The organism is Kitasatospora sp. NPDC036934 (genome assembly GCF_055608425.1).
The window spans coordinates 71,963-95,051 of the sequence record NZ_JBVJQR010000025.1; the positions used below are offsets into that span (position 1 = coordinate 71,963).

Below are 23,089 nucleotides of genomic sequence, written 5' to 3' on the forward strand. Positions count from 1 at the left end.
CGTCGCGCGCCCGGCAGGATCCGCCGGAACCCTAGCCCTTGGTCACCGGCTCTTGGGCGCCCAGCGGGTGCGGAGGAGCAGCTACTCGGCTTCCTGAGCGGTGCCGGCTTCCTGAGCGGTGCCGGGTTCCTGAGCGGTGTCGATCCGGTCCGTGCGGGTGTAGACGTTCATCGAGTCGCCGCGCAGGAAGCCGACCAGGGTCAGTCCGGTCTCCTCCGCCAGGTCCACCGCGAGCGAGGAGGGCGCGGAGACGGCGGCGAGCACCGGGATGCCGGCCATCACGGCCTTCTGGACCAGCTCGAAGGAGGCCCGGCCGCTGACCATCAGCACCGTGCCGCGGGCCGGCAGCAGGCCCTCGCGCAGTGCGTGGCCCACCACCTTGTCCACCGCGTTGTGCCGGCCGACGTCCTCGCGCAGGCAGAGCAGCCGCCCCTCGGCGTCGAACAGCCCCGCCGCGTGCAGGCCGCCGGTGCTGTCGAAGACCTTCTGGGCGGCGCGCAGCCGCTCGGGCAGCGCGGCCAGCAGCGCGGGGGTGACCCGCAGGCCGTCCCCGGCGACGCTCCACGGCGCGGTGGTGCGCACCGCGTCCAGGCTGGCCTTGCCGCAGAGGCCGCAGGAGGAGGTGGTGTAGAAGTTGCGCTCCAGCGAGGCGTCCGGGGCCGGCACCCCGGCGGCCAGCACCACGTCCACCACGTTGTAGGTGTTGCCGCCGTCGGCCGTCGCCCCCGCGCAGTAGCGGATCCCGGCCAGTTGGTCGGCGGCGTGCAGCACGCCCTCGCTGACCAGGAAGCCGGCCGCGAGGTCGAAGTCGCTGCCCGGGGTGCGCATCGTCACGGTCAGCGGACGGCCGCCGACCCGGATCTCCATCGGCTCCTCGGCGGCCAGGGTGTCGGGTCGGTGCGAGGGCACGCCCCCGCGCAGCCGGAGCACCCTGCGCGGTACGGTCACTCGGCCCATCGTCGTCGGCTCCTGCCTGTAGCGCCGGTCTGTACGGATGCATCCTCGCGCGTCGCGGTCGGCTCGGCGCGGGCGGGTCCGGCGGGTCCGGCGGGTTCGGCAGGTTCGATGGGTTGGACGGGTTGGACGGGTCCGGCAGGTTCGATGGGTCGGCCTCGGCTACCCGCCGTCCCCCACCGCCAGTACCACCGCGCTCGCCGCGCCGCCCGGCGTCTCGTAGTTCACCGTCTCCCCGGCGTGCCGGCCCAGCAGCGCCTTCCCGAGCGGGCTGTCGTACGTCACCAGGGTCAGCTCCCGCTCCTCGGCCAGCTCGGAGATCTCGACGGTCTCCTCCTCGCCGTCCGAGAACCGCACCGTGACCGTCGACCCCACCCCGATCACGTCCGTGGACGGCGCCCCGGCCACCTCGGCCTCCCGCAGCCGCCCCTCCAGCTCGGCGATCCGCCGGTCCAACCGGGTCACCTCGGACGCCCGCTGCAACTCGTCCGCCGCATCAGCCCGGTCACCCACCGGCTCCTGCCCGCTCAGCGTCGCGGCCACCTCCCCCCGCTCCACCCGCAGCTGCGCCAGCTCCTCCCGCACGGCATGCAGCCCCTCGGCACTGATCGGTTCCGGCCCACCGCTCATCGCAAGCTCCCGGGTCTCTGAGGGAACGCCCAAACACCGGTCGCCTCTCATTACCCCACCCCGCCGAACCCCCGGCAAATCCTCGGCGGGAATCCTCAGACCCGCCCCGGCAGGGCCGCCGGAACGACGGGTTCGAGGAAGGGGCTGGGGGTGCCGTGCCAGGACACCGCGAGCGCCTCCCGGGCCCGGGTGCAGGCCACGAACAGCAGGTTGAGCTCGCCGCTGAGGTCCTCGCGGTGCTGTTGCGGATCGGTGGACTCCGGGGTGAGCGCGGCGCGCATGGGCACCAGGCCGTCGCTGACGCCGACCACGGCGACGCAGCGGAACTCCAGTCCCTTCATCCGGTGCATGGTGCCGATCCGCACCCCGGGGGAGGGCGCGTCGCCCAGCACGTGGGCCGAAGTCCCGGTGTGCTCCAGGGCTTTGGCGATCTCGCGGCCGAACTGGGCGGTCCGGGCGGCGACTCCGATGTCGTCCGGGCCGATCCCCGAGGCGATCCACTCCGCGACCCGGGCGACCACGGCCCGGATCTCCTCGGCCTTGTCGGCGTGGCCGCGCGCCTCGGGGTGGGCGCCGTGCAGGGTCGAGTGGTAGCCGACCAGGGAGTCCTCGCCGCCGTCCAGGTCGTCCGGGCGTTCGCCGGTGAGCAGGGACGCGGACCAGCTGAGGATCTCCTGGGTGGTGCGGTAGTTGATCCGCAGCCGGGCGGAGCGTCCGACCACCTGGATCCCGAGCGAGCGCAGCGAGACCTGGTGCCCGTAGATCCGCTGATGGGGGTCGCCGGCCAGGAAGAGGTCGTCCGGTCCGGGCGCGACCAGCGCGCGCAGGAAGCGCCACTGGGCCGGGTGCAGGTCCTGCGCCTCGTCGACGACCACGTGCCGGAACGGGCGGTCGTCCCGTTCGTCGAGCGCCCGCGCGGCCCGCGCGCAGACCTGGAGGAAGGTGATCTCGCCGGCCTGCAGCAGGTCCTGCTCGAACGCGGCGACCGCGCGCCAGAGTTGGGCCCGCTGCAGGGGGCCCAGCGCCGTACCCCGGCCGGAGCGCGGGGTCTTCAGGTACTGCTCGGGGCCCTCGATGGCCTGGGCCAGGACGACCTGGCGCCACTCCTGGTCCAGGAAGACGTCACTGAAGTCGACCCCGAGCCGCCGCCCGACCCGGCCCCAACGGGCCAGCACCGCACGTTGGTTGGAGACGACCCGGAGCGGAGCGCCGCGGCGGGTGCGGCGCAGCACCTCGTTCGCCAGCGCGTCGACGGTGACCACCCGGACCTTCGCCCGGATCCGCCGGTCGGTGACCAGGAGGGCCAGGCAGCGTTCCAGCTCCGCGGCGAGGTCCGTGCTGAAGGTGGTGAGCAGCACCGAGCCGTCCGGGGCGTCCGGCGGCAGTCGGCGGGCCAGGTGGTAGGCCCGGTGCAGGGCCACCACGGTCTTGCCCGTCCCGGGGCCGCCGGTGACCCGGGCCGGCCCGTTGTACGAGCCCCGGTAGGCGACCCGGTACTGCGCCGGGTGCAGGAAGATCCGCCAGGCGTCGAACGGCCGCTCCAGGATCTCCTGCAACTCCTCCGGCCCGTCCACCAGGGCGACCCGGCCGCGCGCGTGGGCCATCGCCGAGACCAGTCCGTCCCCGGGCGGGGCGGTGCTCGCGGGGGCCGCCGCCCGCGCGTACGCCTGGACGATCTCGCGGTCGATCTCGGCCGGTTCCATCCCGCTGGCGAGCCCGATCAGCACGTCGAACTGCTGCTCCGGGAGCACCCGGTGGAGCGCCTCCAGGTGTGCCTCGTCGGGCAGCAGCCGGATGATCGGCAGGATCTCCTCGTCGATGCCCAGGCTGCGCAGCACCTTGTCCGAGCGGTCGGCGAAGAGCCGCTCGGGCTCGTCCGAGCCCAGGGCGCGCAGCGACGCGGAAGCGCGTTCCAGGGCGACGTCGTTGCGGATCTCGACGCCCTGGGTGGCGGCGTTCACGGAGGCCCGGTGCTTGACGGCCCAGTCGTTGGCCTTGTCGTGGGGGAGGACCTTCAGCAGCAGGTAGCCGTCGCCGCGGTCGGCCTTGAGGACGACGCCGCGCCAGAAGTCGGTGATCCGTATGGTCCGGATCCGCGGGTCCCGCTGGTTGGTGAGCTTCTCCAGGTGGGTGCCGGCGTGGGTCGTCCCGGTGAACTTCTCGAAGGTCTCGAAGACCCGCCGCTGCACCGACTTCTCCAGCGCCGCGAACTCCATCAGGAAGTCCCGGTGCATCCCCAGCGTCGCCACGCGGGCCCCCTCACGCCTCGGTCCGGTGGCCTTCACTGTACTGGCCCCGATGATCACTCCCGCCGGGGTGCGGACGGCCGCTTTCGCGGCCGGGGTGGTGGGGGCGGGCGGAGGGGTGAGGGGTGGGCGAGCGAGGGGGCGGCGGGTGGGCGAGGAATGGGGCGAGGGGTGGCGGTGATCACCTTTGGGGGCGGGGTGGTGGGGGAAAGCGCAGGTCGGAGCGGCGGGCCGGAGCGGTGGGGGAGGGACCGGCCGTTGGGGCGCGGGCGGGCGAAGCTACCATGTGGGCAACACCCTCAGCTCGAAAGATGGACTTGTGACTGTCAACGACGACGTGTTCACGGACTGGAAGAACCGCGAGGAGATCGCGGAGTCGATGATCCCGATCATCGGGCGGCTGCACCGGGAGAAGGACGTCACCGTCCTGCTCCACAGCCGTTCCCTGGTGAACAAGTCGGTGGTCAGCATCCTCAAGACGCACCGCTTCGCCCGGCAGATAGCCGGCGAGGAGCTCTCGGTCACCGAGACCATGCCGTTCCTGCAGGCGCTCACCACCCTGGACCTCGGCCCCTCGCAGATCGACCTCGGGATGCTCGCCTCGACCTACCGGGCGGACGACCACGGCCTGTCGGTGGCGGAGTTCACCGCTCAGGCGGTCGCCGGTGCCACCGGTGCGAACAAGCTGGAGCGCCGGTCCGCGCAGGACGTCGTGCTGTACGGGTTCGGCCGCATCGGCCGGCTGGTCGCCCGGCTGCTGATCGAGAAGGCCTCGGGCAACGGCCTGCGGCTCAAGGCGATCGTGGTGCGCAACGGTGGTGGCGACGACCTGGTGAAGCGGGCCTCGCTGCTGCGCCGGGACTCGATCCACGGCCAGTTCCAGGGCACCATCACCGTCGACGAGGCGAACAACAAGATCGTCGTCAACGGCAACGAGATCACGGTGATCTACTCCAACGACCCGAGCGAGGTCGACTACACGGAGTACGGGATCAAGGACGCGATCCTGATCGACAACACCGGCAGGTGGCGTGACCGCGAGGGCCTGTCCAAGCACCTGCGCCCCGGCATCGCCAAGGTCGTGCTGACCGCCCCGGGCAAGGGCGACGTGCCGAACATCGTGCACGGCGTCAACCACGACATGATCAAGCCGGACGAGCAGATCATCTCCTGCGCCTCCTGCACCACCAACGCCATCGTCCCGCCGCTGAAGGCGATGGAGGACGAGTACGGCGTGGTGCGCGGCCACGTGGAGACCGTCCACTCGTTCACCAACGACCAGAACCTGCTGGACAACTACCACAAGGCCGACCGTCGTGGCCGCTCGGCGCCGCTGAACATGGTGATCACCGAGACCGGTGCCGCCTCGGCCGTCGCCAAGGCCCTGCCGGACCTCAAGGCGAAGATCACCGGCAGCTCGATCCGCGTGCCGGTGCCGGACGTGTCCATCGCGATCCTCAACCTGCAGCTCAAGCGGGAGACCGACCGCGAGGAGGTCCTCGACTACCTGCGGAACATCTCGCTGACCTCGCCGCTGAAGCGGCAGATCGACTTCATCGACTCGCCCGACGCGGTGTCCAGCGACTTCATCGGGTCGCGGCACGCCTCGATCGTGGACGCGGGGGCGACCAAGGTCGACGGGGACAACGCGATTCTCTACCTGTGGTACGACAACGAGTTCGGGTACTCGTGCCAGGTCGTTCGGGTCGTGCAGTACATCTCGGGGGTCGAGTTCCCGACGTTCCCGGTGCCGGCGGTCTGAATCGGCGGTTCGGCGGGGCGGTGACCGGTTTGGTCGCCGCCCCGTCGGTGTTTTCCGCTGCGGGGTGGGGGGCGTTGCGGGGGGCTGTTGTTGTGTGGGGGGCTTTCGGGAGGGTGGGTGGTTCCGGGGGTGGTTCCGGGGGTGGGTGCTCCGGGGGCTGGGTGATTTTCGGACCGCCGACCCTCATCGCGCGGGGTGCTCGTCGTTGGCGGTCTGAAAATCACCCGTCACGCCCCTCTCCGCACCCACCCCCTCCACCGCCCCCTTCCGCAGCGCGTCCCTCTCGCCTGGTCGGGGGAGGGGGGAGGTGGGGGGTGGGTGGGGGGTGGGCGGGCGCGGGTGGGGGGTGCTGGGGGCGGGGGTGTCGGGCGCGCGGGCTTTGCCCTGCGCGCCCGGTTGGCTGGGGGAGGGGGTGGGGCGGTTCGTATGCGGGGTGCTCGCTATCTTGAGGGGTCACGGACAGGCGTAAGGGAGTGGGCGCATGGGGATGGGTGGTCGGCGGGGCACCGTCGTGGTGGCGGTCGGGGTGCTGGCGGGTGTGTTGGTGGGGTGTTCGTCCGGTGCGGCGGAGGGTGCCAAGGGGGGTGCGGGGGCGGCTGGTTCGGTTACGAGTACGGCTGCGGGCGCGGGTTCGGGTACGGCTTCGGCACCGGCTGTGGTGGGGTCCGCTTCTCCGGGTGGGGCGGTTGCGAGCTCTGCGCCTGCTGCCGGGGCCGGGGCTACGGGCAGTGCGGCGGCGCCTGCGGCGGTGCCCAGTGCGGATCTGGAGACGGCGCTGCTGGACGACAAGGTGGTCGGGCAGGTGCTGCCGGACGCCAAGGCGATGGCGGGGTGGCAGGAGGAGAAGCGCAAGGTCGACACCGCCGATCACTCGGTCACCTGTACGGCGGCGGCGCCGTGTACGGGGAAGGCGCTCAGCGGGTCGGTGCGGTTCTCCTCGGGGGATCTGGTGACGCGCTTCCTGGTGGAGACGCTGCCGAGTCGGGACGCCGCGAAGAGCCGGGCGAAGGAGACCTATGCGTCGTACCCGGTCGGGCCGTTCAGGAAGGTGGAGGCGCCGGCGCTGGGCAGTGAGAGCCAGGCCTTCGTGGGGCCGTTGGCGGACGGTGACGGGGTGAGCATCGTGGTGCGGTCGGGCACGGTGGTGGCGAGTGTGACCACGGAGGGCGGTCCGGTGGACCTGCCGGCGGCGCGGCGGTTCGCGGTGATGTTGGTCAACCGGATCGAACAGGCGCAGTCGGGGAAGGTGCCGGACGCCGGGCTCGGGGCGGCCTGACGGTCGCTGCGGTGGTCCTACGGGACGGTCGGCAGTTCGTGCAGGCCGAGGGCCAGCAGGGTGTCCAGTGCGCAGTGCGGCACCCGCCAGTCGGGCAGTAGGCCGGCCCGGCCGGTCAGCGTGGTGCAGGCGGCGGTGAGGGCGGCCTCGGCGGTGAGGAGGCCGTCGGCGAGGACGAAGGCGACGCCGTCCACGGCGGTCGGCCCGACCAGGATCCGGGCGTGTTCGATCCGCGCCGGGGCGGGCAGGCCGCGTGCCAGGGCGTCCCGGACGGCCTCCGGGGAGGGCGGGCGCGGGGTTGCCGGGGGGCCGCCGGGTTGCTGCGGGGCGCGCAGGTGGAAGCGAATGGCGTGCACGGGAGACAGCCTGACCGATCGTCGGTCCGGGCGGTCGCTTGCGCGGTGTCAGAAATCTGTCAGGCAGCAAGATGTCACCCGTTCCCGGGTGGTGGCCCACCGGCCGGGGACGGCGCTGGTCTGGGGAAACGGATGTCGGCCGGGCGTGATATGTACTCCTCTGGGGTGGCCACTGTGCGGCCATGCGATTGATGCCGATGACGTTCGAGGGGGCCACACATGCCGCTGTTCCGACGCCGCTCGGGCGGGGAGGGCGGGCAGGACCGGGCCGGCCGGCGCGGGTTCGGGTTCGGCAGACGGGCCGCCGAGGCGCCCGCCGTCCCGGGGGCCGAGCCGAGGATCGATCCGTCCTTCGGTGACGAGTCCGTCCGGCTGGTGCTCGGGCAGGCCGCCGCCGGGGACTGGCCGGCGCTGCGTCCGGCACTGGCGGCCGCGGACGGCACCGAGCTGACCTTCCTCGCCGCGGCGGTCGCCGACAGCGCCGGCGCCGAGGAGTGGACGGCCCGCGCGATCGCGGACGCCCCCGACGACGCGCTGCCGCTGCTGCTCTCCGGCGCCCGGCACGTCACCTGGGCCTGGGAGGCGCGTACCGGCGCCCGGGCCGAGCACGTCACCGAGGAGCAGTGGAAGCTGTTCCACCAGCGGCTGGACGTCGCCGAGGAGCAGCTGCTGGAGGTCGCCGAGCGGGAGCCGTCCTGGCTCGCCCCTTGGTACTTCCTGCAGATCAGCGCGCGCGGCGCCTCGCTCGGCCCGGACGTCGCCACCGCCCGGTTCGAGGCCGCGGTGCGCCGCGCCCCCGGGCACGGCGCCTCGCACCGCCAGCGGCTGCAGCAGCTGTGCGCCAAGTGGGGCGGCTCGCACGAGGCCATGCACGAGTTCGCCCGCTCCTCGATGCTGGCCGCCCCCGAGGGCAGTCCGCTCGGTGAGCTGGTGGTGCTCGCCCACCTGGAGCGCTGGCGGGACCTCCCGGACGGCGAGGGCCGCGCCTACCTGACCAGCCCCGCGGTGGTGGCCGAGCTGCAGGAGGCGGCGTTCCGCTCCGTCCTGCACCCGGACTTCGTGCCGGTCCGCGGCTGGCAGGGGACCTTCAACACCTTCGCGATGGCCTTCTCGCTGGCCGGCCAGCCGAAGACCGCCCGGTTGCTGTTCGACGCGCTGGACGGCCTGGTCACCGAGTCGCCCTGGCACTACCTGGCCGGCGATCCGGTCAAGGCCTTCCGCGCCCACCGCGACCGCTGCGCCGGGTACTGACGCCCGCTTCGAACGACACCCACTTCCGCGACCGAAAGAGCCTCCGGTGTCCCCATCCGACAACCCGACGAGTGCACACACCTTCCAGGTGGACCTGCGCGGTCTGGTGGACCTGCTCTCCCACCACCTCTACTCCAGCCCGCGGGTCTACCTGCGCGAGCTGCTGCAGAACGCGGTGGACGCCATCTCCGCCCGCCGCGCCCTCGACCCCGAGGCGCCGGCCGCCATCACCGTCCGGGCCGACGACGAGCTGTCCGTCACCGACACCGGCATCGGCCTGACCGAGCAGGACGTCCACACCTTCCTCGCCACCATCGGCCGCAGCTCCAAGCGCGACGCCGACGGCCGGCTGGACGGGGACGGCCTGGCCAGGGCCCGCGGTGACTTCATCGGCCAGTTCGGCATCGGGCTGCTGGCCTGCTTCGTGGTCGCCGACGAGATCACGGTGGTCACCCGGCACGCGGGCAGCCCGGACGCGCCGGTGATCGAGTGGCGCGGCCTGTCGGACGGCAGCTACACCATCCGCACCCTGCCCGCCTCGGCCAAGCCCGAGCCCGGCACCACCGTCACCCTCGCCCCGCGCGCCGATGCCGCCGAGTGGACCCGCTCCGCCCGGGTGCTCACCCTCGCCCGGGACTTCGGCAGCCTGCTGCGCCACGACGTCACCGTGATCGACGCGGGCGGCACCGCGCACCAGGTCAACCGCACCCCGCCGTGGGCCGAGCGGCACGGCTCCCCGCTCGCCCGGCGCGACGCGCTCGCCGAGTACTGCCGGTCCACCTTCGACTTCGTCCCGCTCGACACCATCGAGCTGGACCTCCCGCTGGTCGGCCTGCGCGGCGTCGCGTACGTCCTGCCCGACGCCGCCCCGCCCTCGCGCCGACACGGCCACCGGGTGCACCTCAAGGGCATGCTGCTCTCCGACCAGGCCGACGAACTGCTGCCGGACTGGGCGTTCTTCGTCCGCTGCGTGGTGGACACCGACGGGCTGCGCCCCACCGCCTCGCGCGAGGGCCTGTACGCCGACGAGACGCTGGCCGCCGTCCGCGACGCGCTCGGCGCCCGGATCCGCGACTGGCTCACCGGCCTGTCCGCGAGCGACCCGGCGCTGCTGCACCGCTTCCTCTCCGTGCACCACCTGGCCGTCAAGGAACTCGCCCGCTACGACGACGAGTTGCTGCGGATGATGCTGCCCTGGCTGCCGTTCGAGACCACCGACGGCAACGTCACCCTGGACGAGTTCGCCCGCAGTCACCCGGTGGTGCTGGTGACCCGTACGGTCGAGGAGTTCCGGCAGGTCGCCCCGATCGCCGGGGCGGCCGGGCTCGGCGTCGTCAACGGCGGCTACACCTACGACCGGGACCTCGTGCACCGGCTGCCCGAGATCCGCCCCGGCGTCTCGGTGGCCGACCTCGACCCGGGCACCGTCACCGCGCACCTGGACACCGTCGACCCGGCGGCCGAGCTGGCGGCCGGCACCTTCCTGGCGATCGCCCGCGAGGTGGTCGGCCGGTTCGACTGCGACGTCGCCCTGCGCAGCTTCCACCCGACCAACGCGCCCGCCCTGCTGCTCGACAACCGGGAGGCCCGGCACGAGCGCACCCGAGCCCAACTCGCCGACGAGGCCGACGGGCTGTGGGCGGACATCCTGGGCTCGCTGCGCGCCGAGGTGCCCCGCGCCCAGTTGGTGCTGAACCACCTCAACCCGCTGGTGCGCCGGGCCGCCACCGTCACCGACCGGGACCTCGCCGTCACCGCCGTCGAGGCGCTGTACGGGCAGGCGGTGCTGATGACCCGCCGCCCGCTCAAGGCCAGCGAATCCGCGCTGCTGAACCGTTCGTTCATCAGCCTGCTCGACCACGCCATGCTCGGCCACGAGGCGGCCGGCCCGGATCACCACGGCCCGAAGGAGGCGTGATGCTGGACACCCCCGACGCGGTGATGGCCGCGCTGCGCGAGAACGACGCCCGCCCCTACGGCCGCACCCGCACCGTCACGGCCGAGGAACTCGTCGACGCCGCCGAGCAGTTCGAGGACACCGGGGTCCGCGCGATGGCCCTGCTCGAACTCATGGAGGCCTACGAGTACGACGGCGAGCGCAGCAAGAGCCCGGTGGTCTTCGCCCGGGTGCTCAAGCTCTGGGACCAGGACCCGGACGGCTTCGGCGACTGGTCCCGGCACCAGGTGTACTGGCGCTTCAAGTGGGTGGCCACCGCGCTCCTGGACACCCCGGACGTCCCGCTGCCCGCCATCCGGCGCTGGCACACCGAACTGCGCGACCGCTACCGCACGGCCGGCTACGACCTCCAGCCGTACTACGCCCAGCGCTACCACCTGGCCGCGCAGACCGGCGTCGACGTCCAGGACGCCTACGAGCTGTGGGCGGCCCGCCCGCGCACCGAGCTGAGCGACTGCCACGCCTGCGAGACCCGCTCCCGGGCCGAGCACTTCCTGGCCGCCGGGGACGACGACCGCGCGCTGGAGGTCCTCGCCCCGGTGCTGGACGGCCGCTCCGGCTGCGAGCAGGAGCCCTACCTCAGCCAGGCCACCGCCCTGCTGCCGCTGCTGCGCCGGGGCCGCACCGACGAGGCCCGCTCCGCGCACCTGACCGGCTACCGCTACGCCCGCGGCAAGGTCGCGATGCTGGCGGCGATCGGCCGGCACATCGAGTTCTGCGCGCTGTCCGGCAACGAGCCGCGCGGCCTGGAACTGCTCGCCGAGAACCGCGAGCTGTTCACGGTGACCGGCGAGCCCGCCGCCCGGCTGGAGTTCCTGACCGGCGTCGAGGTGCTGGTCGCCGCGTTGGCCGCGGCCGGCCACGGCGAACTCGCGGTCAGCGGCCCGGCCGGCACCGCCTGGACGGTCGCCACCCTGCTCGCCCACCTGCGCGCCGAGGCCGACGCCCTGGCCGCCCGCTTCGACGCCCGCAACGGCACCGATGCGGTCGGCGCCGCCCGCCGCGCCCGGCTGGCCGCCGCACCGCTGCTGGCCGAACCGCTGGCCCTGGGCGTACGGGCCGCCGCCGCGCCCGAGCTGGCTGCGGCGGGCCCCGCCGTCGCCCCGGCGCCGCGGCGGGCCGTCGAGGCGGAGCCGGAGGACTTCGCCGCCCTGGTGCGGCGGGCCCGCGAACTGGAGCTCCTCGGCCACCCGGACGCCGACCGGCTGTGGCGGCGGATCGCCGAACGCGGCGCCGACGACGGCTTCGTCTTCCCCGCGGACGCCGGACTCGGCGGCCCGGAACTGCTGAGCGCCGAACTCGCCGAGCAGCGCGCCCACCGGGCCGTCCAGCGCGACGACCACGCCGAGGGCACGGCGGGCCTGCTGGAGGCCGCCGAGCTGTACCGGCGGGCAGGGCTGCCCGGCCCCGCGCTGATGGCCCGCACCCGGGCGCTGATCGTCGAACTGGGCGACGTCGAGGGCGTGGTGTCCGACTGGACGGCGCTGGACGCCGCCCTGGCCCGGGCCGAGGAGCTGCGCGCCGAGGGCGAGATGCCCGACGACGACTACCTGATCGTCCTCCAGGTGCGCGCCTACGCCGCCCACCACGACCTGGTCGAGGCGCTGCCCGAACCCGCCGCCGAGGTCGTCGAGCGCTTCGAGGCGGCCGTCGGCGCCTACCGGAGCACCGCCGTCGAACTCGGCTCCGCCCGTCGGTCCGCGACCTCCCGCCAGTACACCGCCGACGCCGCCGCCCGACAGGGCCGCTTCGTCGAGGCCGCCGCCGAACTGCGCGAGGTGCTGGACCAGTTGGAGGCCGCCGAGCTGCCCTGGCACACCCCGCGGGTGCTCGGCCTGCTCGGTCAGGTGCTGCTGCAGCAGGGCGAAGCCGGTCAGGCCGTCGAGGTCTTCCACCGGGCGCTGGCCGAGGCCGTGCGCTGGGGCGAGGACGGCTACCCGTACGCGCCGACGTACATGATGCTCGGCCACGCGAGCCTGCGGGCCGAGGACCTGGGCGGGGCGGTGCGGGCGCTGTCGGAGGCCGCCGCGCGCTACGACCGGCAGGGCGCCGAGGCCGTCCAGGAGGCGGCCCAGGTGCGGCTGCAGCTGGCCGACGTGCTGCGCGGCACCGGCCGGGCGGCCGACGCGGTGGCCGTGCTGGAGTCGGTGCTGGACGCCGCGGCCGCCGCCGAACTGGACGTCCGGATGCTCGCCCAGGCCCGGCTGGACCTCGCTCGCGGCCTGGTCGACCTGGAGGAGCACCGGGACGCGGCCGAGGAGTTCCTGCGGCTGGCCGAGCTGGTCGCCGACTGGGAGGACCAGCAGACCCACACCATGGTCGCCTGCGAGGCCGCCCTGGCCCTTGCCCGGGCGGACCGCTGGGACGCCGCCGAGGCCGCCCTCGGGCGGGCCCGGGAGGCGCACGGCAAGGCCCCGCAGGTCGACCAGCTGGCCGCCACCATGCGGGAGTTGGCCCAGCTGATGATGTGCAACCGGGGAGCGCAGCAGTTGGACGCCGCGCTCGCCCTGCTGGCCGAGGCGGACGCCCTCGGCGACGCCGCCGAACGGCTCGGCCAGGAGTACAGCGGCTGGTACCTGCGCGGCGGTTCGCACTACGAGCGGGGCCGTTGCCTGGCCGTCGCGGACCGGCACGAGGAGGCGCTCGCCGAGGTGGAGCGGGCGATCGCGGTGTACGAGCAGGCGGACGAACCGGCCGGGTCGGCGCAGGTCGAGTCGCTTCGGGCGGAGGCCGTCCGGCTGGCCGCGCTGATCGAGGGCGACCTCGGCCGCCCAGGGGCGGCTGTGGCCCGACTGACCGCCGGCATCGCCCGCTGCGAGGCGGCCGGGCTGGCCGAGGCGGCCCGGGTGCTGGCCGGGCTGCGGGAGCGGTTCGCGGGCAACTGACGTACGTGCGGCGGGCGTTCACCATGCCCGCCGCACGTCGTTCGGCGGCCCGGGTCAGCAGGGGCCGTCGTCGCCCCAGACGCCCCACTGGCCGCTGGCGCTCGGCACTTCGTTCAGCGTCCACCACTTGGCGTGGTAGTCGTGCCCGTTGTACGAGACCTTGGCGCCCGCGGTGTACGTGGTACTCGCGCTCCACGCCGGGGCGGTGCACGTCCCCGGGTTGCCGGTCGGGCTGCCGGTGGGAGTGGTCGGAGGAGTGGTGGGCGGGGTGGTGGGCGGGGTCGCCCCGGCGAACTTCACCGTGTACTTGGTGAAGTCCCAGTCGCTCTGCGCCACGCTGGAGCAGGAGCCGGACAGGCCCGGGTCGACGTTGCCCGCGCACTGGCGGTCCCGGTTGACCGACCAGAAGGTGTAACGGACCAGGCCGTGCGAGGTGGCGAAGTCCAGCACGCTCTGGAAGTCGGCCTGGTGGAAGTACTCGGCGGCGTCCGTGCGGCCGTTCATCATCGACACGCCCTCGTGGGCGTACGCGGTGGCCTCGTTCCAGCCGAAGGTGGTCTGCAGGATCTGGTTGAACTTCACCAGCGCGTCGGTCTGCGCGGCAGCGCCGTTGAAGCCGCCGTCGAACGGCATGATCGAGTAGTTGTTCGGCGTGAAGCCCTGGGACTTGGCCTCGTTGAGCATCTGGGTGCCGAACCAGCCGGTGCCGGCGTTGGTCCCTGCGGTGGTGATCGAGATGTACAGGCCGGGGTTGTTCTGCTGGAGGATGTGGGCCGCGCCGATCTCGTTGTGGATGGCGGCGGTGTTCTCGTACTCCGGCTCCTCCAGGTCGAAGTCGATCGCCTTGAGGCCGTACTTGGTGACCACCTGCTGGTACCCGGCGGCGGTCGCCTCCGGGGTGCCGCAGACCTGGCCCAGCTTGGTGCCTCCGTACCCGCCGACCGACACCGAGACGTCCCCGCCCTTGCCGCGGATGGTCTGGATGACGCCGGGCATGGTGGTGTCCGAGTCGATCGAGGAGGTGCCGCCCCAGGCGGGCGAACAGCTGTTGCCCTGGGCGAGGATGAAGGCCAGTTGGAAGGCCTTCTGGCCGGTCGCGTCCATCACGGCGGCGGCGTCCGGCGGGCTGTTGTCCTCGGGCATCAGGTACGGCGCGGAGGCGTACCAGTTGCTGCCCAGGCCGGCGCCGGCGGTGGTGGAGGCGGAGGCGGGGCCGGTGCCGGCCAGTGCGGCGAAGCCGCCGGCGACCAGGCCGAGCACGCCGGCCACGGCGAGGGCGGTGCGGCGGGGGCCGCGTCCGCGCGGGGCTGCTGGCTGCGGGGCGGCGGGCTGTGGGGGAAGAGCGCGCTCCATCGGAGGCCTTTCCAGGAGACGGCGGTGTGGGGTGACGGGCCTGGTCGCGCCGGATGTGGGGGTGGCGGGACGGCCGAACGGACCGTCGGCGGCGGGTGGTTGCCGATGGTCATCACTGGTATAGACCTGTTGGGGAATGGCGGTCAACCCCAAGGAGGTCAAGCCGCGAGGTACGGACCCTAGGCCTGGACGGGGGTGCCCGGCTCCACGAGCAGCCCGTCGAGCGTGGGGGACGCGAGCAGTCCGCTGACCGCGGGGGACCAGGGGCGGCCGGTGGGGCCGGTGAGGGCCAGGGTGCGGTGCACGGCCGGGCGGATCGGGACCAGGACGCAGTCGGCCGGCAGCATGGTCAGCGCCAGGGCCGGCATCACCGAGACCCCGACGCCCGCGTGCACCATGCCGATCAGCGTGTTGAGGTCGCGGATGCGGTGCCGGGGGGTGAAGCGGGTGCCGGCCCGGCGGTAGGCCTCACGGATGTGGCGTTCGCAGCCGCCCTCCGAAAGCAGGAAGTCGTCGTCCTCCAACTCGCCCACGTGGACGGTCTCCTGATCGGCCAGCGGGTGGTCGCGGCGCAGCAGGGCGTGCATCGAGTCGGCGCCGAGGGCGACCGCCCCGGGCGGCAGCGGGCCGGCGTCGACCAGGACGGCGGCGTCCACCGTGCCGGCCTCCAGCCAGGTGGGCAGCTCGGCGTCCTCGCCCTCGAAGACCCGTACGGTGACCTGCGGGTACGCCTCCTTCCAGGCCCGCAGCAGTCCCGGCAGCAGGGCCTGGCAGACGGTGACCGGCGCGGCCAGCCGGACGGTGCCGGTGGGGCCGCCGGAGTGCCGGGTGGCGATGGTGCGCACCGCCAGCGCGGAGGCGACGGCGGTACGGGCGTGCGGCAGCACCTGCTCGCCGAGCGGCGTGGGGCGGCACGGGGCGCCGCGCCGCAGCACGGGGGCGCCGAGCGAGCGTTCCAGCGCGGCGACGGCGTGCGAGACGGCGGACTGGCTGATGCCCAGTTCGTCGGCGGCGGCGCCGAAGCCGCCGGTGTCGGCGACCGCGACCAGGGCCCTGAGCTGGGCCAGGTTGACGTCCTGGGCCATGAGACTTCCTCATCCTCGCCGTACCGCCACTTGTTGGACTCATGTTCCGCCGGGGGGCCACCCTCTGTCCAGCGACACCGGACGGAGAGGGAGGTGGTCGGAGTGCGGCGCTGGTGGCCGGGCTTCGTGGCACTGTCGGTGATCTGGGGCGCCAGCTTCGCCCTGATCAAGGTGGCGGTCGACGCGGGGGTGCCGCCGGTCTGGGTGGCGCTCTGGCGCAGCCTGCTGGGCGCCACCACGCTGTGGGCCGTCCTGCTGCTGCGCGGCGGACGGGCCCCGCGCGACCGGGCGCTGTGGGGGCACTCGGCGGCGGTCGCGGTGCTGCTGAACACCGTGCCGTTCACCCTGTTCTCGTTCGGCGAGACCAGGGTGAGCTCGGTGCTGGCCGGGGTGATGAACGCGACCACCCCGCTGTTCGCCCTGCTGTTCGCGGTGCTGACCGTCCCCGAGGAGCGCCGCCCGGGCGCCCGCCGGCTCGCCGGCCTCGTGCTCGGCTTCGTCGGGGTGCTCGCCGTGCTCGGGGTGTGGCGCGGGCTGGGCGCGGGCGAGCTGACCGGCGCCCTCGCCTGCCTGGCCGCCGCCTGCTGCTACGGCGCGGGCTTCGCCTATCTGCGCCGCTTCCTGTCCGGGCGGCCGGAGACCGTCACCACCCTATCCGCAGCCCAGATCACCTGCGCCACCGTAGAGTTGGCCCTGATCGCGCCGGCCGCCGGCGGAGCCCCGCACTGGCCGGGCGGAGCGGCCGCGACCGCCCTGCTGGTGCTCGGCGCCCTCGGCACCGGCCTGGCCTACCTGCTCAACCTCGGGCTGGTCCGCGCCGCCGGTACCGCCGTCGCCTCGGCCGTCACCTACGTCATGCCGCTGTGGTCCACCGCCCTGGGTGCCGCCCTGCTCTCCGAACCCGTCGGCTGGAACGCCCTGGCCGGCGGCGTCCTGGTGGTCGCCGCCGTCGTCCTGACCCGGTCACCCGGGGCCCGGCCCGCGGCCGCCCCGGAGGACGGCCGGTCCGGCGGCCCGGGCGGGCCTGACGTTCGGTGCCCGGCGGATTACGGGTCGTGCCCGGAGGGCCGCTAGGGTGGCCCCCGTGGTGAGGTCGTGGGATGCGGCGGTCGAGCGGGCGCAGGACCGGCTGGCGGCGGGGGTGCGCTTGCGGGCGGCCGCCGAGGGTGAGGAACGGCGGTTCGCCCTCTGGGACTTGGCGTCCCTGGTGGAGGGCGGGCTGGGCGAGGTGGTGGATCCGGACGCGCTGGATCCCGCGGCCGAGCGCGGCTGGCGGGAGCGGCTGGGGGAGAGCGGCCGGGAGTGGCCGGGCGGGGAGCTCTACCGGCGCCGGTACTGGATCCGGGACGAGCGGGACGCCGCCGTCGGGACGGTCGCGGTCGACAACTGGACCAAGGGCCCGAGCCAGCTCGCCGTCTCCTCCCTCTACGTACGGCCCGATGCGCGCGGGCGCGGGCTGGCCGCCGGGGCGCTGGACGAGGTGTACGCGGCGGCCGCCGCCGAGGGCCTGCCGGGCTTCCGGCTGGAGGCGCACTGGGCGTGGCAGTCGGCCGTCCGCTACTACCTGCGCCGCGGGCTCTGGGTGGTGGGCTGGAAGCGTTCGCTGTCCTTCGCCCGGATGCCCCAACTGCCGCTCCACCGGGTGCGGGAGGAGGACGGCCGGCTGCTCCTGCTGGTCGCCGACCGGCAGCGCGGCTGGGTGCCGATACTGGCCGCCGGGCAGGAGGGCCGGTGGCTGCGGCTGGACGAGACGGCGGACTACCGGGGCTGTGACGGCTGGGTGCACGAGTACGCCCGGTCGACGCTGGCGCTGTACCTGGCGCTGGCGGGCCGTCCGCTGGTGCGCGGCCCGCAGTGGTGGGCGGAGGCGTGGCGCTGGGCCGAGGCCGGTGAGCCGGAGGGGCTGGCCTACAAGATCGAGGAGTTCGAGCAGGCCGCCCGTGGTACGGGCCGGCCGGTGGCGAGCCCCTACCGCCCGGTGGCGGCACCGTAGCCGCCCCCGCGGCTGGCAGACTCGGAGGATGGCTGAGATCGAGATCGACGGCGCGCCCGCCGACCCGGCGCGGCTCGCCGCCCTGGGGCTGCTGAACTACGGGCACTTCACCACCCTGCGGGTCGAGGCGGGCGGCGTGCGCGGTCTGGCGCTGCACCTGGACCGGCTGGCCCGGGACGGCCGGGCGCTGTTCGGCGTCGAGCCGGACCGGGCGGTGATCCGGGAGCGGATCCGCGCGGTGCTGCCGGCCGACGGCGCGCCGGTGATCGTCCGGGTCACCGGCTACGACCCCGCGCTGGGCCTGGAGCGCCCGGGCGCCCCGGCCGCCCCCGTCCTGCTGGTGACCACCCGCCCGGCCGGGAGCACCGAGCCGGCCCCGCTGCGGGTGCGGACGGTCGCCCACCGGCGCGAGCTCCCGGAGGTGAAGCACGTCGGCCTGTTCGGGCTGGTCCAGCACCGCCGCGCGGCCCAACTCGCCGGCTACGACGACGTGTTGCTGACCGATGACGACGGCCTGGTGCTGGAGGGCGCGACCTGGAACGTCGGCTTCCTGGCCGGGCGCCGGCTGGTCTGGCCGGAGGGCCCCAGCCTGCCCGGCGTCACCGGGGCGCTGCTGGCCGGCGCGTACGGCGGCCCGCAGTCCCGGGAGCCGGTGCACGCCGCCGGGCTGGGGCGCTTCGACGCGGCCTTCGCGGTGAACGCGGGCGTCGGTCTGCGCCCGCTGGCCGCCGTCGACGGCACCGCCTTCGACCCCGGCCACCCGCTGCTGGCCGAGCTGCGCGCGGGCTACCTCGGGATCGCCGCCGACCGGGTCTAGGGTCCCGCCCGGCGGCCCCGGTGCGCTGGAGGAACGCCGGAGCGGATCGCCCGCACGGGTGACAAACCCCGTGGTAACCGGGCGCAATGGAACGGCTGGATGGTCCGATGACCCTTCGGCCGACTGATCATGACGCATCATCAGCTACGCTCCCGCCCTCCCCGCCCGAAGTAGAGAGTAGCCCCCGACATGAGCAGTCCAGCCTCCGACATGAGCAGTCCTCCTGCCGCCCCCGCGCCCTGTTGGCCGCTGATCCTCCTCCGCATCACCAGCACCACCCTGGCGCTGCTGGCCGTGCTCCAGACGATGCTCGCCGGCAGCTTCCTCAACGGCACCTACGACTCCCTCAAGGAGCACGAGGGCAACGCGATGACGCTGGCCACCGTGGTGGTGATCCAGCTGGTGGTGGCCGGGTTCGTGCGCCGGCCCGGCGGCGGCCCGCTCCGGCCGCTGTGGACCACCGCCCTGCTCACCGTCGCCGTGATCGGCCAGATCGGCGCCGGCTACGCGCGGGCGACGGGGGTGCACGTCACCCTGGGCGTGCTACTGGTCAGCGGCATCCTGTTCGGACTGGTCGGCACCTGGCGGCTGCCGCTGCCCGCCCGGGAGGGCCGGCCCGGCGCGGGCCCGGACGGCAGCGGACGGCTGCCGCGCCCCGGCGGGCCGCTGGAGGTGAAGCGGTGAACCGTCGCCGCTTCCTCGGCATCGGCGCCTCCGTGCTCGGCGCGGGCGCGCTGGCCGCCGTCTCCGCGCCCTCGGCCGCCCACCTGTTCGCCGAGGGCCGCCCCGGGCGGCTGCTCGCCAGCGACCTCGACCTGCCCGCCGCCTTCCAGACCCCGCTGCCGGTGCCGGCCGTGCTCCAGCCGGTGCGCACCGACGGCACCAACGACTACTACGAGATCACCCAGCAGGTCGCCGAGCTGGAGATCCTGCCCGGGGTGAAGACCGAGGCCTGGACGTACGGCGGCACCTACCCCGGGCCGACGCTGGTCACCCGCTCCGGCCGGGCCGCCGTGGTCAAGCACCGCAACCAGCTGCCGGTGCCGTCCGTGGTCCACCTGCACGGCGGCCACACCCCGGCCGGCAGCGACGGCTACCCGATCGACCTGCTGCTGCCGATCGGCTCCACGGCCTCCGCCGCCTCCGCCGCCTCCGAGATGGACGGCATGCCGGGGATGCGGCACCAGAGCGGCCGCAACGTTGTCGGCGAGCGCACCCACACCTATCCGGGCAAGCAGCGCGCCGCCACCCTCTGGTACCACGACCACCGGATGGGCTTCACCGGCCCCGGCGTCTGGCGCGGTCTGTCCGGGTTCCACCTCGTCCAGGACGACGAGGACGGCGCCCTGCCGCTGCCGCGCGGCGAACGCGACCTGCCGCTGATGCTCGCCGACCGCGCCTTCGCCGCCGACGGCTCCTTCAAGTACCCCTCCGCCGACGTCTCGCCGACCGTCCCCGGCGTCACCGACGCGTACATGAACGGCGTCCTCGGCGACGTCATCCTGGTCAACGGTGCGCCCTGGCCGCGCCTGGGCGTCGACCGGGCGCACTACCGGCTGCGGTTGCTCAACGCCTCCAACGCCCGGCTCTACCGGCTGGAACTGGACCCGCAGCCCTCCGGCGGCGACGCCTTCGTCCAGATCGGCTCCGACGGCGGCCTGCTCGCCGCTCCGGTCGGCCACGACGCGATCGAGATCGCCCCCGCCGAACGCTTCGACGTGGTGGTCGACTTCTCCCGCTACCCGCCCGGCGCCCGGGTGCGCCTGCTGAACCGCTTCGGCAGCGGCCGCACCGCCGAGGTGATGCGCTTCGACGTCTCCTCCCGGGCGGTGACCGACGATGCCAAGGTGCCCGAGAAGCTGTCCGCCGTCGAGGAACTGGACGCCGCCGAGGTCGTCGCCACCCGCGACTTCGCCTTCCGGCGCAGCCGCGGCGACGGCTGGACCATCAACGGCGACCCGTACGAGCCCGGACGCAGCCTGGCCACCCCCGCCCTCGGCAGCGTCGAGCGCTGGCGTTTCTCCAGCGACGTGCACCACCCCGTGCACGTCCACCTGGACCACTTCCAGGTGATCGGGCGCGACGGCGGGGATCCCGGGCCCTGGGACGCGGGCTGGAAGGACACCGTCGACCTGCGGCCGGCCGAGGCGGTGGAGGTGCTGGTGCGCTTCACCGACTACGCGGGGACGTACATGATGCACTGCCACAACCTGGAGCACGAGGACATGGCGATGATGGCGGACTTCACGGTGGGGTGAGCCGCCCGAGGTCTGATCTCGCGGCCCCCGCTCATCCGATCGGCCGAGAGCCGGAGGGCGCGGTGGTGCGCCCTCCGGCACGCGTGTCCTAGCGTCGTGGGGAGGTGTGCCCGCCCCGGCACCCTCGACGGACGGAGCCGCCGCCATGACCACCCCCGCCGAACGCCGCCGCACCGGGCGGGCCGCCCGCGAGCGCGTCTCCCGCTCCGAGCACGGCCGCTGGATCCCGGCCGCGGACCGGCCCGACCCGCTCGGCGTGCTGGAGGCCCAGGGCGCCGACCGGATCACCCGGCTGCTGCCGATCCGCTACGGCCGGATGGCCGACAGCCCGTTCGGCTACCTGCGCGGCGCCGCCGCCGTGATGGCCGCCGACCTCGCAGCCGTCCCCGACACCGGGCTGACCGTCCAACTCTGCGGCGACGCCCACCTGTTGAACTTCGGGGTGTACGCCTCGCCGGAACGCGCCCTGCTCTTCGACGTCAACGACTTCGACGAGACCCACCCCGGCCCCTTCGAGTGGGACGTCAAGCGGCTGGCCGCCAGCATCGCGGTCGCCGCCCGCGGCAACGGTCAGGACGACGAACGCGCCCGGCGCGCCGCCCGCACCGCCGTCCACGGCTACGCCACCGCGATGCGCCGCCTGGCCGGGCTCGGTGAACTCGACGTCTGGTACAGCCGGATCGACACCGCCGACCTGCTGCCGCTGGTCCGCGGGACCCGCCGGCGCAAGGCCGTGCAGGCCGACCTCGACCACGCCCGGCGCCGCACCAGCCTCCAGGCCTTCGGCAAGCTCACCGAGGAACGAGACGGGCGGCGCCGGATCATCGGCTCGCCGCCACTGATCGAGGAGCTGAAGCGGAACGAACTGCGCGACACCGGCCAGGTGTTCAGCGACTACCGGGCCACCCTCGCCGAGGACCGGAGAGTCCTGCTGGACCGCTACCGCTTCGTGGACGCGGCGATGAAGGCGGTCGGCGTCGGCAGCGTCGGCACCCGTTGCTACATCGTGCTGCTGGAGGGCCGGGACCTCGGCGAACCGCTGTTCCTCCAGCTCAAGGAGGCCGGCCGGTCGGTGCTGGAGGACCACCTGCCGCCCGGCCGGGTGGACGCCGAGGTCGCCGTCCACCACGGCGGGCGCCGGGTGGTCACCGGGCAGCACCTGATGCAGGCCGCCAGCGACATCTTCCTCGGCTGGACCACCGGCCCCGCCGGCCGGCACTTCTACGGCCGCCAACTGCGCGACATGAAGGGCTCGGTGGACGTCGACACGATGACCCCCGGCGGGCTGCGCCGCTACGCCGACCTGTGCGGGCGCACCCTCGCCCGCGCCCACGCCCGCACCGGCGACCGGCTCGCCATCTCCGGCTACCTGGGCAGCGCCGACACCTTCGCCGAGGCCGTCGCCGACTTCGCCCTGCGGTACGCGGACCACACGGCGGCCGATCACCGCGAGCTGGTCGAGGCGATCACGTCGGGGCGGGTCACCGCGACCCGGGGCGTGTGAGGGCCGCGTGCCGGGGCGTGTGAAGGTCGCGGGCCGCGCCGGCCGCCCGTACCCGCCCGCCCGTACCCGCCCGCCCGGAATCCCGCTTGTCCGGGCGGGCCGGGTGCCGTTGAGTGGGGGCATGAACGAACTGCGCACCGACCGCCTGCTGATCCGCCGCTGGCGGGACGCCGACCTCGCCCCCTGGGCCGCGATGAACGCCGACCCGGAGGTCCGCGAACACCTGGGCGGCCCGCTCACACGCGAGCGGAGCGACGCCTCGGTGGCGCGGTACGAGGCGGTCATCGAGCGGCGCGGGTACGGCTGGCTGGCCGTCGAGGTGCGGGAGAGCGGCGAGTTCATCGGCTTCGCGGGCCTGGACGACGTCGAGGAGCAGGCCCCGGTCGGGGGCGTGGAGATCGGCTGGCGGCTGGCCCGGTCGGCCTGGGGCCACGGCTACGCGACCGAGGCCGCCCGTGCCCTCCTCGGGTACGGCTTCGGCACGCTCGCCCTCCCCGAGGTCCTCGCCCTCACCACTGCGGGCAACCTGCGCTCCCAGGCCGTGATGCGCCGCCTCGGGATGACCCACGACCCCGCCGAAGACTTCGAGGACCCCGACGTACCGGAGGGGCCGCTCCGGCACACCGTGGTCTACCGGCTGCGGGCCGGGTCGTACGTCAGCTAGGCCCAATGCCGGTGACTTTGCTGTCTCTGCCTCGTTGATGGTGGTGTGGCGAGGGTGGGGCAGGTCAAGTCGCCTGCGGGTGAGCGGTTGTCGGATCG

General features: G+C 74.2%; 18 protein-coding genes. 12 read left to right on the top strand and 6 right to left on the bottom strand.

The window, feature by feature from the left end; translation table 11 throughout:
- Window positions 1–81: 81 nt before the first annotated feature.
- From fdhD to ACZ7BZ_RS30370, 3 genes are all read right to left on the bottom strand, one after another.
- The gene (fdhD, locus tag ACZ7BZ_RS30360; RefSeq protein ID WP_470361117.1) at window positions 82–957 is read right to left on the bottom strand and encodes a formate dehydrogenase accessory sulfurtransferase FdhD; all 876 of its coding nucleotides are present in this window, start codon (window positions 955–957) and stop codon (window positions 82–84) included.
- Window positions 958–1,116: 159 nt separating this feature from the next.
- Complete coding sequence (locus tag ACZ7BZ_RS30365) at window positions 1,117–1,584, bottom strand: GreA/GreB family elongation factor (RefSeq protein ID WP_465742593.1); 468 nt, start codon at window positions 1,582–1,584, stop codon at window positions 1,117–1,119.
- A 95-nt stretch (window positions 1,585–1,679) separates the two neighbouring features.
- Window positions 1,680–3,833 (bottom strand): UvrD-helicase domain-containing protein, encoded by a 2,154-nt coding sequence (locus ACZ7BZ_RS30370; protein WP_470361118.1) that lies wholly within the window; start codon window positions 3,831–3,833, stop codon window positions 1,680–1,682.
- Between the two features lie 316 nt (window positions 3,834–4,149).
- Between ACZ7BZ_RS30370 and ACZ7BZ_RS30375 the strand changes: the two genes are divergently transcribed.
- Window positions 4,150–5,592, top strand: coding sequence for a glyceraldehyde-3-phosphate dehydrogenase (locus ACZ7BZ_RS30375; protein ID WP_380461960.1), 1,443 nt, complete (start codon window positions 4,150–4,152; stop codon window positions 5,590–5,592).
- Between the two features lie 748 nt (window positions 5,593–6,340).
- On the top strand, window positions 6,341–6,868 hold the full coding sequence (locus ACZ7BZ_RS30380) for a hypothetical protein (protein WP_380451446.1): 528 nt from the start codon (window positions 6,341–6,343) through the stop codon (window positions 6,866–6,868).
- Window positions 6,869–6,885: 17 nt separating this feature from the next.
- Here the strand turns inward: ACZ7BZ_RS30380 and ACZ7BZ_RS30385 are convergent, their stop codons facing one another.
- Complete coding sequence (locus tag ACZ7BZ_RS30385; protein ID WP_470361119.1) at window positions 6,886–7,224, bottom strand: hypothetical protein; 339 nt, start codon at window positions 7,222–7,224, stop codon at window positions 6,886–6,888.
- 219 nt (window positions 7,225–7,443) lie between these two features.
- On the opposite strand from ACZ7BZ_RS30385, the gene ACZ7BZ_RS30390 reads away from it, so the two are divergent.
- The 3 genes from ACZ7BZ_RS30390 to ACZ7BZ_RS30400 are packed head-to-tail and all read left to right on the top strand — an operon-like array spanning window position 7,444 to window position 13,317.
- Window positions 7,444–8,475 (top strand): hypothetical protein, encoded by a 1,032-nt coding sequence (locus ACZ7BZ_RS30390; protein ID WP_470361120.1) that lies wholly within the window; start codon window positions 7,444–7,446, stop codon window positions 8,473–8,475.
- Between the two features lie 46 nt (window positions 8,476–8,521).
- Window positions 8,522–10,393, top strand: a complete 1,872-nt coding sequence (locus ACZ7BZ_RS30395) for an HSP90 family protein (protein ID WP_465742583.1) — start codon at window positions 8,522–8,524, stop codon at window positions 10,391–10,393.
- The gene (locus tag ACZ7BZ_RS30400; protein WP_470361121.1) at window positions 10,393–13,317 is read left to right on the top strand and encodes a hypothetical protein; all 2,925 of its coding nucleotides are present in this window, start codon (window positions 10,393–10,395) and stop codon (window positions 13,315–13,317) included. The genes ACZ7BZ_RS30395 and ACZ7BZ_RS30400 overlap by 1 nt, the downstream gene beginning before the upstream one ends.
- 54 nt (window positions 13,318–13,371) lie before the next feature.
- On the opposite strand, the gene ACZ7BZ_RS30405 is transcribed toward ACZ7BZ_RS30400, so the two are convergent.
- Both ACZ7BZ_RS30405 and ACZ7BZ_RS30410 read right to left on the bottom strand, forming a co-directional pair.
- A complete protein-coding gene (locus ACZ7BZ_RS30405; RefSeq protein WP_470361122.1) occupies window positions 13,372–14,670 on the bottom strand; it encodes a carbohydrate-binding protein in 1,299 nt (432 codons plus the stop codon).
- A 179-nt stretch (window positions 14,671–14,849) separates the two neighbouring features.
- Window positions 14,850–15,755: a LysR family transcriptional regulator gene (locus ACZ7BZ_RS30410; protein ID WP_470361123.1), complete on the bottom strand. Its 906-nt coding sequence runs from the start codon at window positions 15,753–15,755 to the stop codon at window positions 14,850–14,852.
- 93 nt (window positions 15,756–15,848) lie between these two features.
- On the opposite strand from ACZ7BZ_RS30410, the gene ACZ7BZ_RS30415 reads away from it, so the two are divergent.
- From ACZ7BZ_RS30415 to ACZ7BZ_RS30445, 7 genes are all read left to right on the top strand, one after another.
- The gene (locus ACZ7BZ_RS30415; RefSeq protein ID WP_470361124.1) at window positions 15,849–16,829 is read left to right on the top strand and encodes a DMT family transporter; all 981 of its coding nucleotides are present in this window, start codon (window positions 15,849–15,851) and stop codon (window positions 16,827–16,829) included.
- A 10-nt stretch (window positions 16,830–16,839) separates the two neighbouring features.
- Window positions 16,840–17,748 carry a GNAT family N-acetyltransferase gene (locus ACZ7BZ_RS30420; protein WP_470361125.1) on the top strand — a complete coding sequence of 303 codons (909 nt, stop codon included), beginning with the start codon at window positions 16,840–16,842 and terminating at the stop codon, window positions 17,746–17,748.
- A gap of 28 nt (window positions 17,749–17,776) precedes the next feature.
- Window positions 17,777–18,565 (top strand): aminotransferase class IV, encoded by a 789-nt coding sequence (locus ACZ7BZ_RS30425; RefSeq protein WP_470361126.1) that lies wholly within the window; start codon window positions 17,777–17,779, stop codon window positions 18,563–18,565.
- A gap of 189 nt (window positions 18,566–18,754) precedes the next feature.
- Complete coding sequence (locus ACZ7BZ_RS30430; RefSeq protein ID WP_470361127.1) at window positions 18,755–19,249, top strand: hypothetical protein; 495 nt, start codon at window positions 18,755–18,757, stop codon at window positions 19,247–19,249.
- Complete coding sequence (locus ACZ7BZ_RS30435) at window positions 19,246–20,823, top strand: multicopper oxidase family protein (RefSeq protein WP_470361128.1); 1,578 nt, start codon at window positions 19,246–19,248, stop codon at window positions 20,821–20,823. Before ACZ7BZ_RS30430 ends, ACZ7BZ_RS30435 begins: the two co-directional genes overlap by 4 nt.
- 145 nt (window positions 20,824–20,968) lie before the next feature.
- The gene (locus tag ACZ7BZ_RS30440; protein WP_470361129.1) at window positions 20,969–22,327 is read left to right on the top strand and encodes a DUF2252 domain-containing protein; all 1,359 of its coding nucleotides are present in this window, start codon (window positions 20,969–20,971) and stop codon (window positions 22,325–22,327) included.
- Between the two features lie 121 nt (window positions 22,328–22,448).
- On the top strand, window positions 22,449–22,991 hold the full coding sequence (locus ACZ7BZ_RS30445; protein ID WP_470361130.1) for a GNAT family N-acetyltransferase: 543 nt from the start codon (window positions 22,449–22,451) through the stop codon (window positions 22,989–22,991).
- The last annotated feature ends 98 nt before the right edge of the window (window positions 22,992–23,089 follow it).

Excerpts from the sequence above, each read along its gene's own strand:
- fdhD (WP_470361117.1), bottom strand. The coding sequence starts at position 957 with ATGGGCCGAGTGACCGTACCGCGCAGGGTGCTCCGGCTGCGCGGGGGC.
- ACZ7BZ_RS30365 (WP_465742593.1), bottom strand. The coding sequence starts at position 1,584 with ATGAGCGGTGGGCCGGAACCGATCAGTGCCGAGGGGCTGCATGCCGTG.
- ACZ7BZ_RS30390 (WP_470361120.1), top strand. The coding sequence starts at position 7,444 with ATGCCGCTGTTCCGACGCCGCTCGGGCGGGGAGGGCGGGCAGGACCGG.
- ACZ7BZ_RS30400 (WP_470361121.1), top strand. The coding sequence starts at position 10,393 with ATGCTGGACACCCCCGACGCGGTGATGGCCGCGCTGCGCGAGAACGAC.
- ACZ7BZ_RS30405 (WP_470361122.1), bottom strand. The coding sequence starts at position 14,670 with ATGGAGCGCGCTCTTCCCCCACAGCCCGCCGCCCCGCAGCCAGCAGCC.
- ACZ7BZ_RS30410 (WP_470361123.1), bottom strand. The coding sequence starts at position 15,755 with ATGGCCCAGGACGTCAACCTGGCCCAGCTCAGGGCCCTGGTCGCGGTC.
- ACZ7BZ_RS30425 (WP_470361126.1), top strand. The coding sequence starts at position 17,777 with ATGGCTGAGATCGAGATCGACGGCGCGCCCGCCGACCCGGCGCGGCTC.
- ACZ7BZ_RS30430 (WP_470361127.1), top strand. The coding sequence starts at position 18,755 with ATGAGCAGTCCAGCCTCCGACATGAGCAGTCCTCCTGCCGCCCCCGCG.
- ACZ7BZ_RS30440 (WP_470361129.1), top strand. The coding sequence starts at position 20,969 with ATGACCACCCCCGCCGAACGCCGCCGCACCGGGCGGGCCGCCCGCGAG.
- ACZ7BZ_RS30445 (WP_470361130.1), top strand. The coding sequence starts at position 22,449 with ATGAACGAACTGCGCACCGACCGCCTGCTGATCCGCCGCTGGCGGGAC.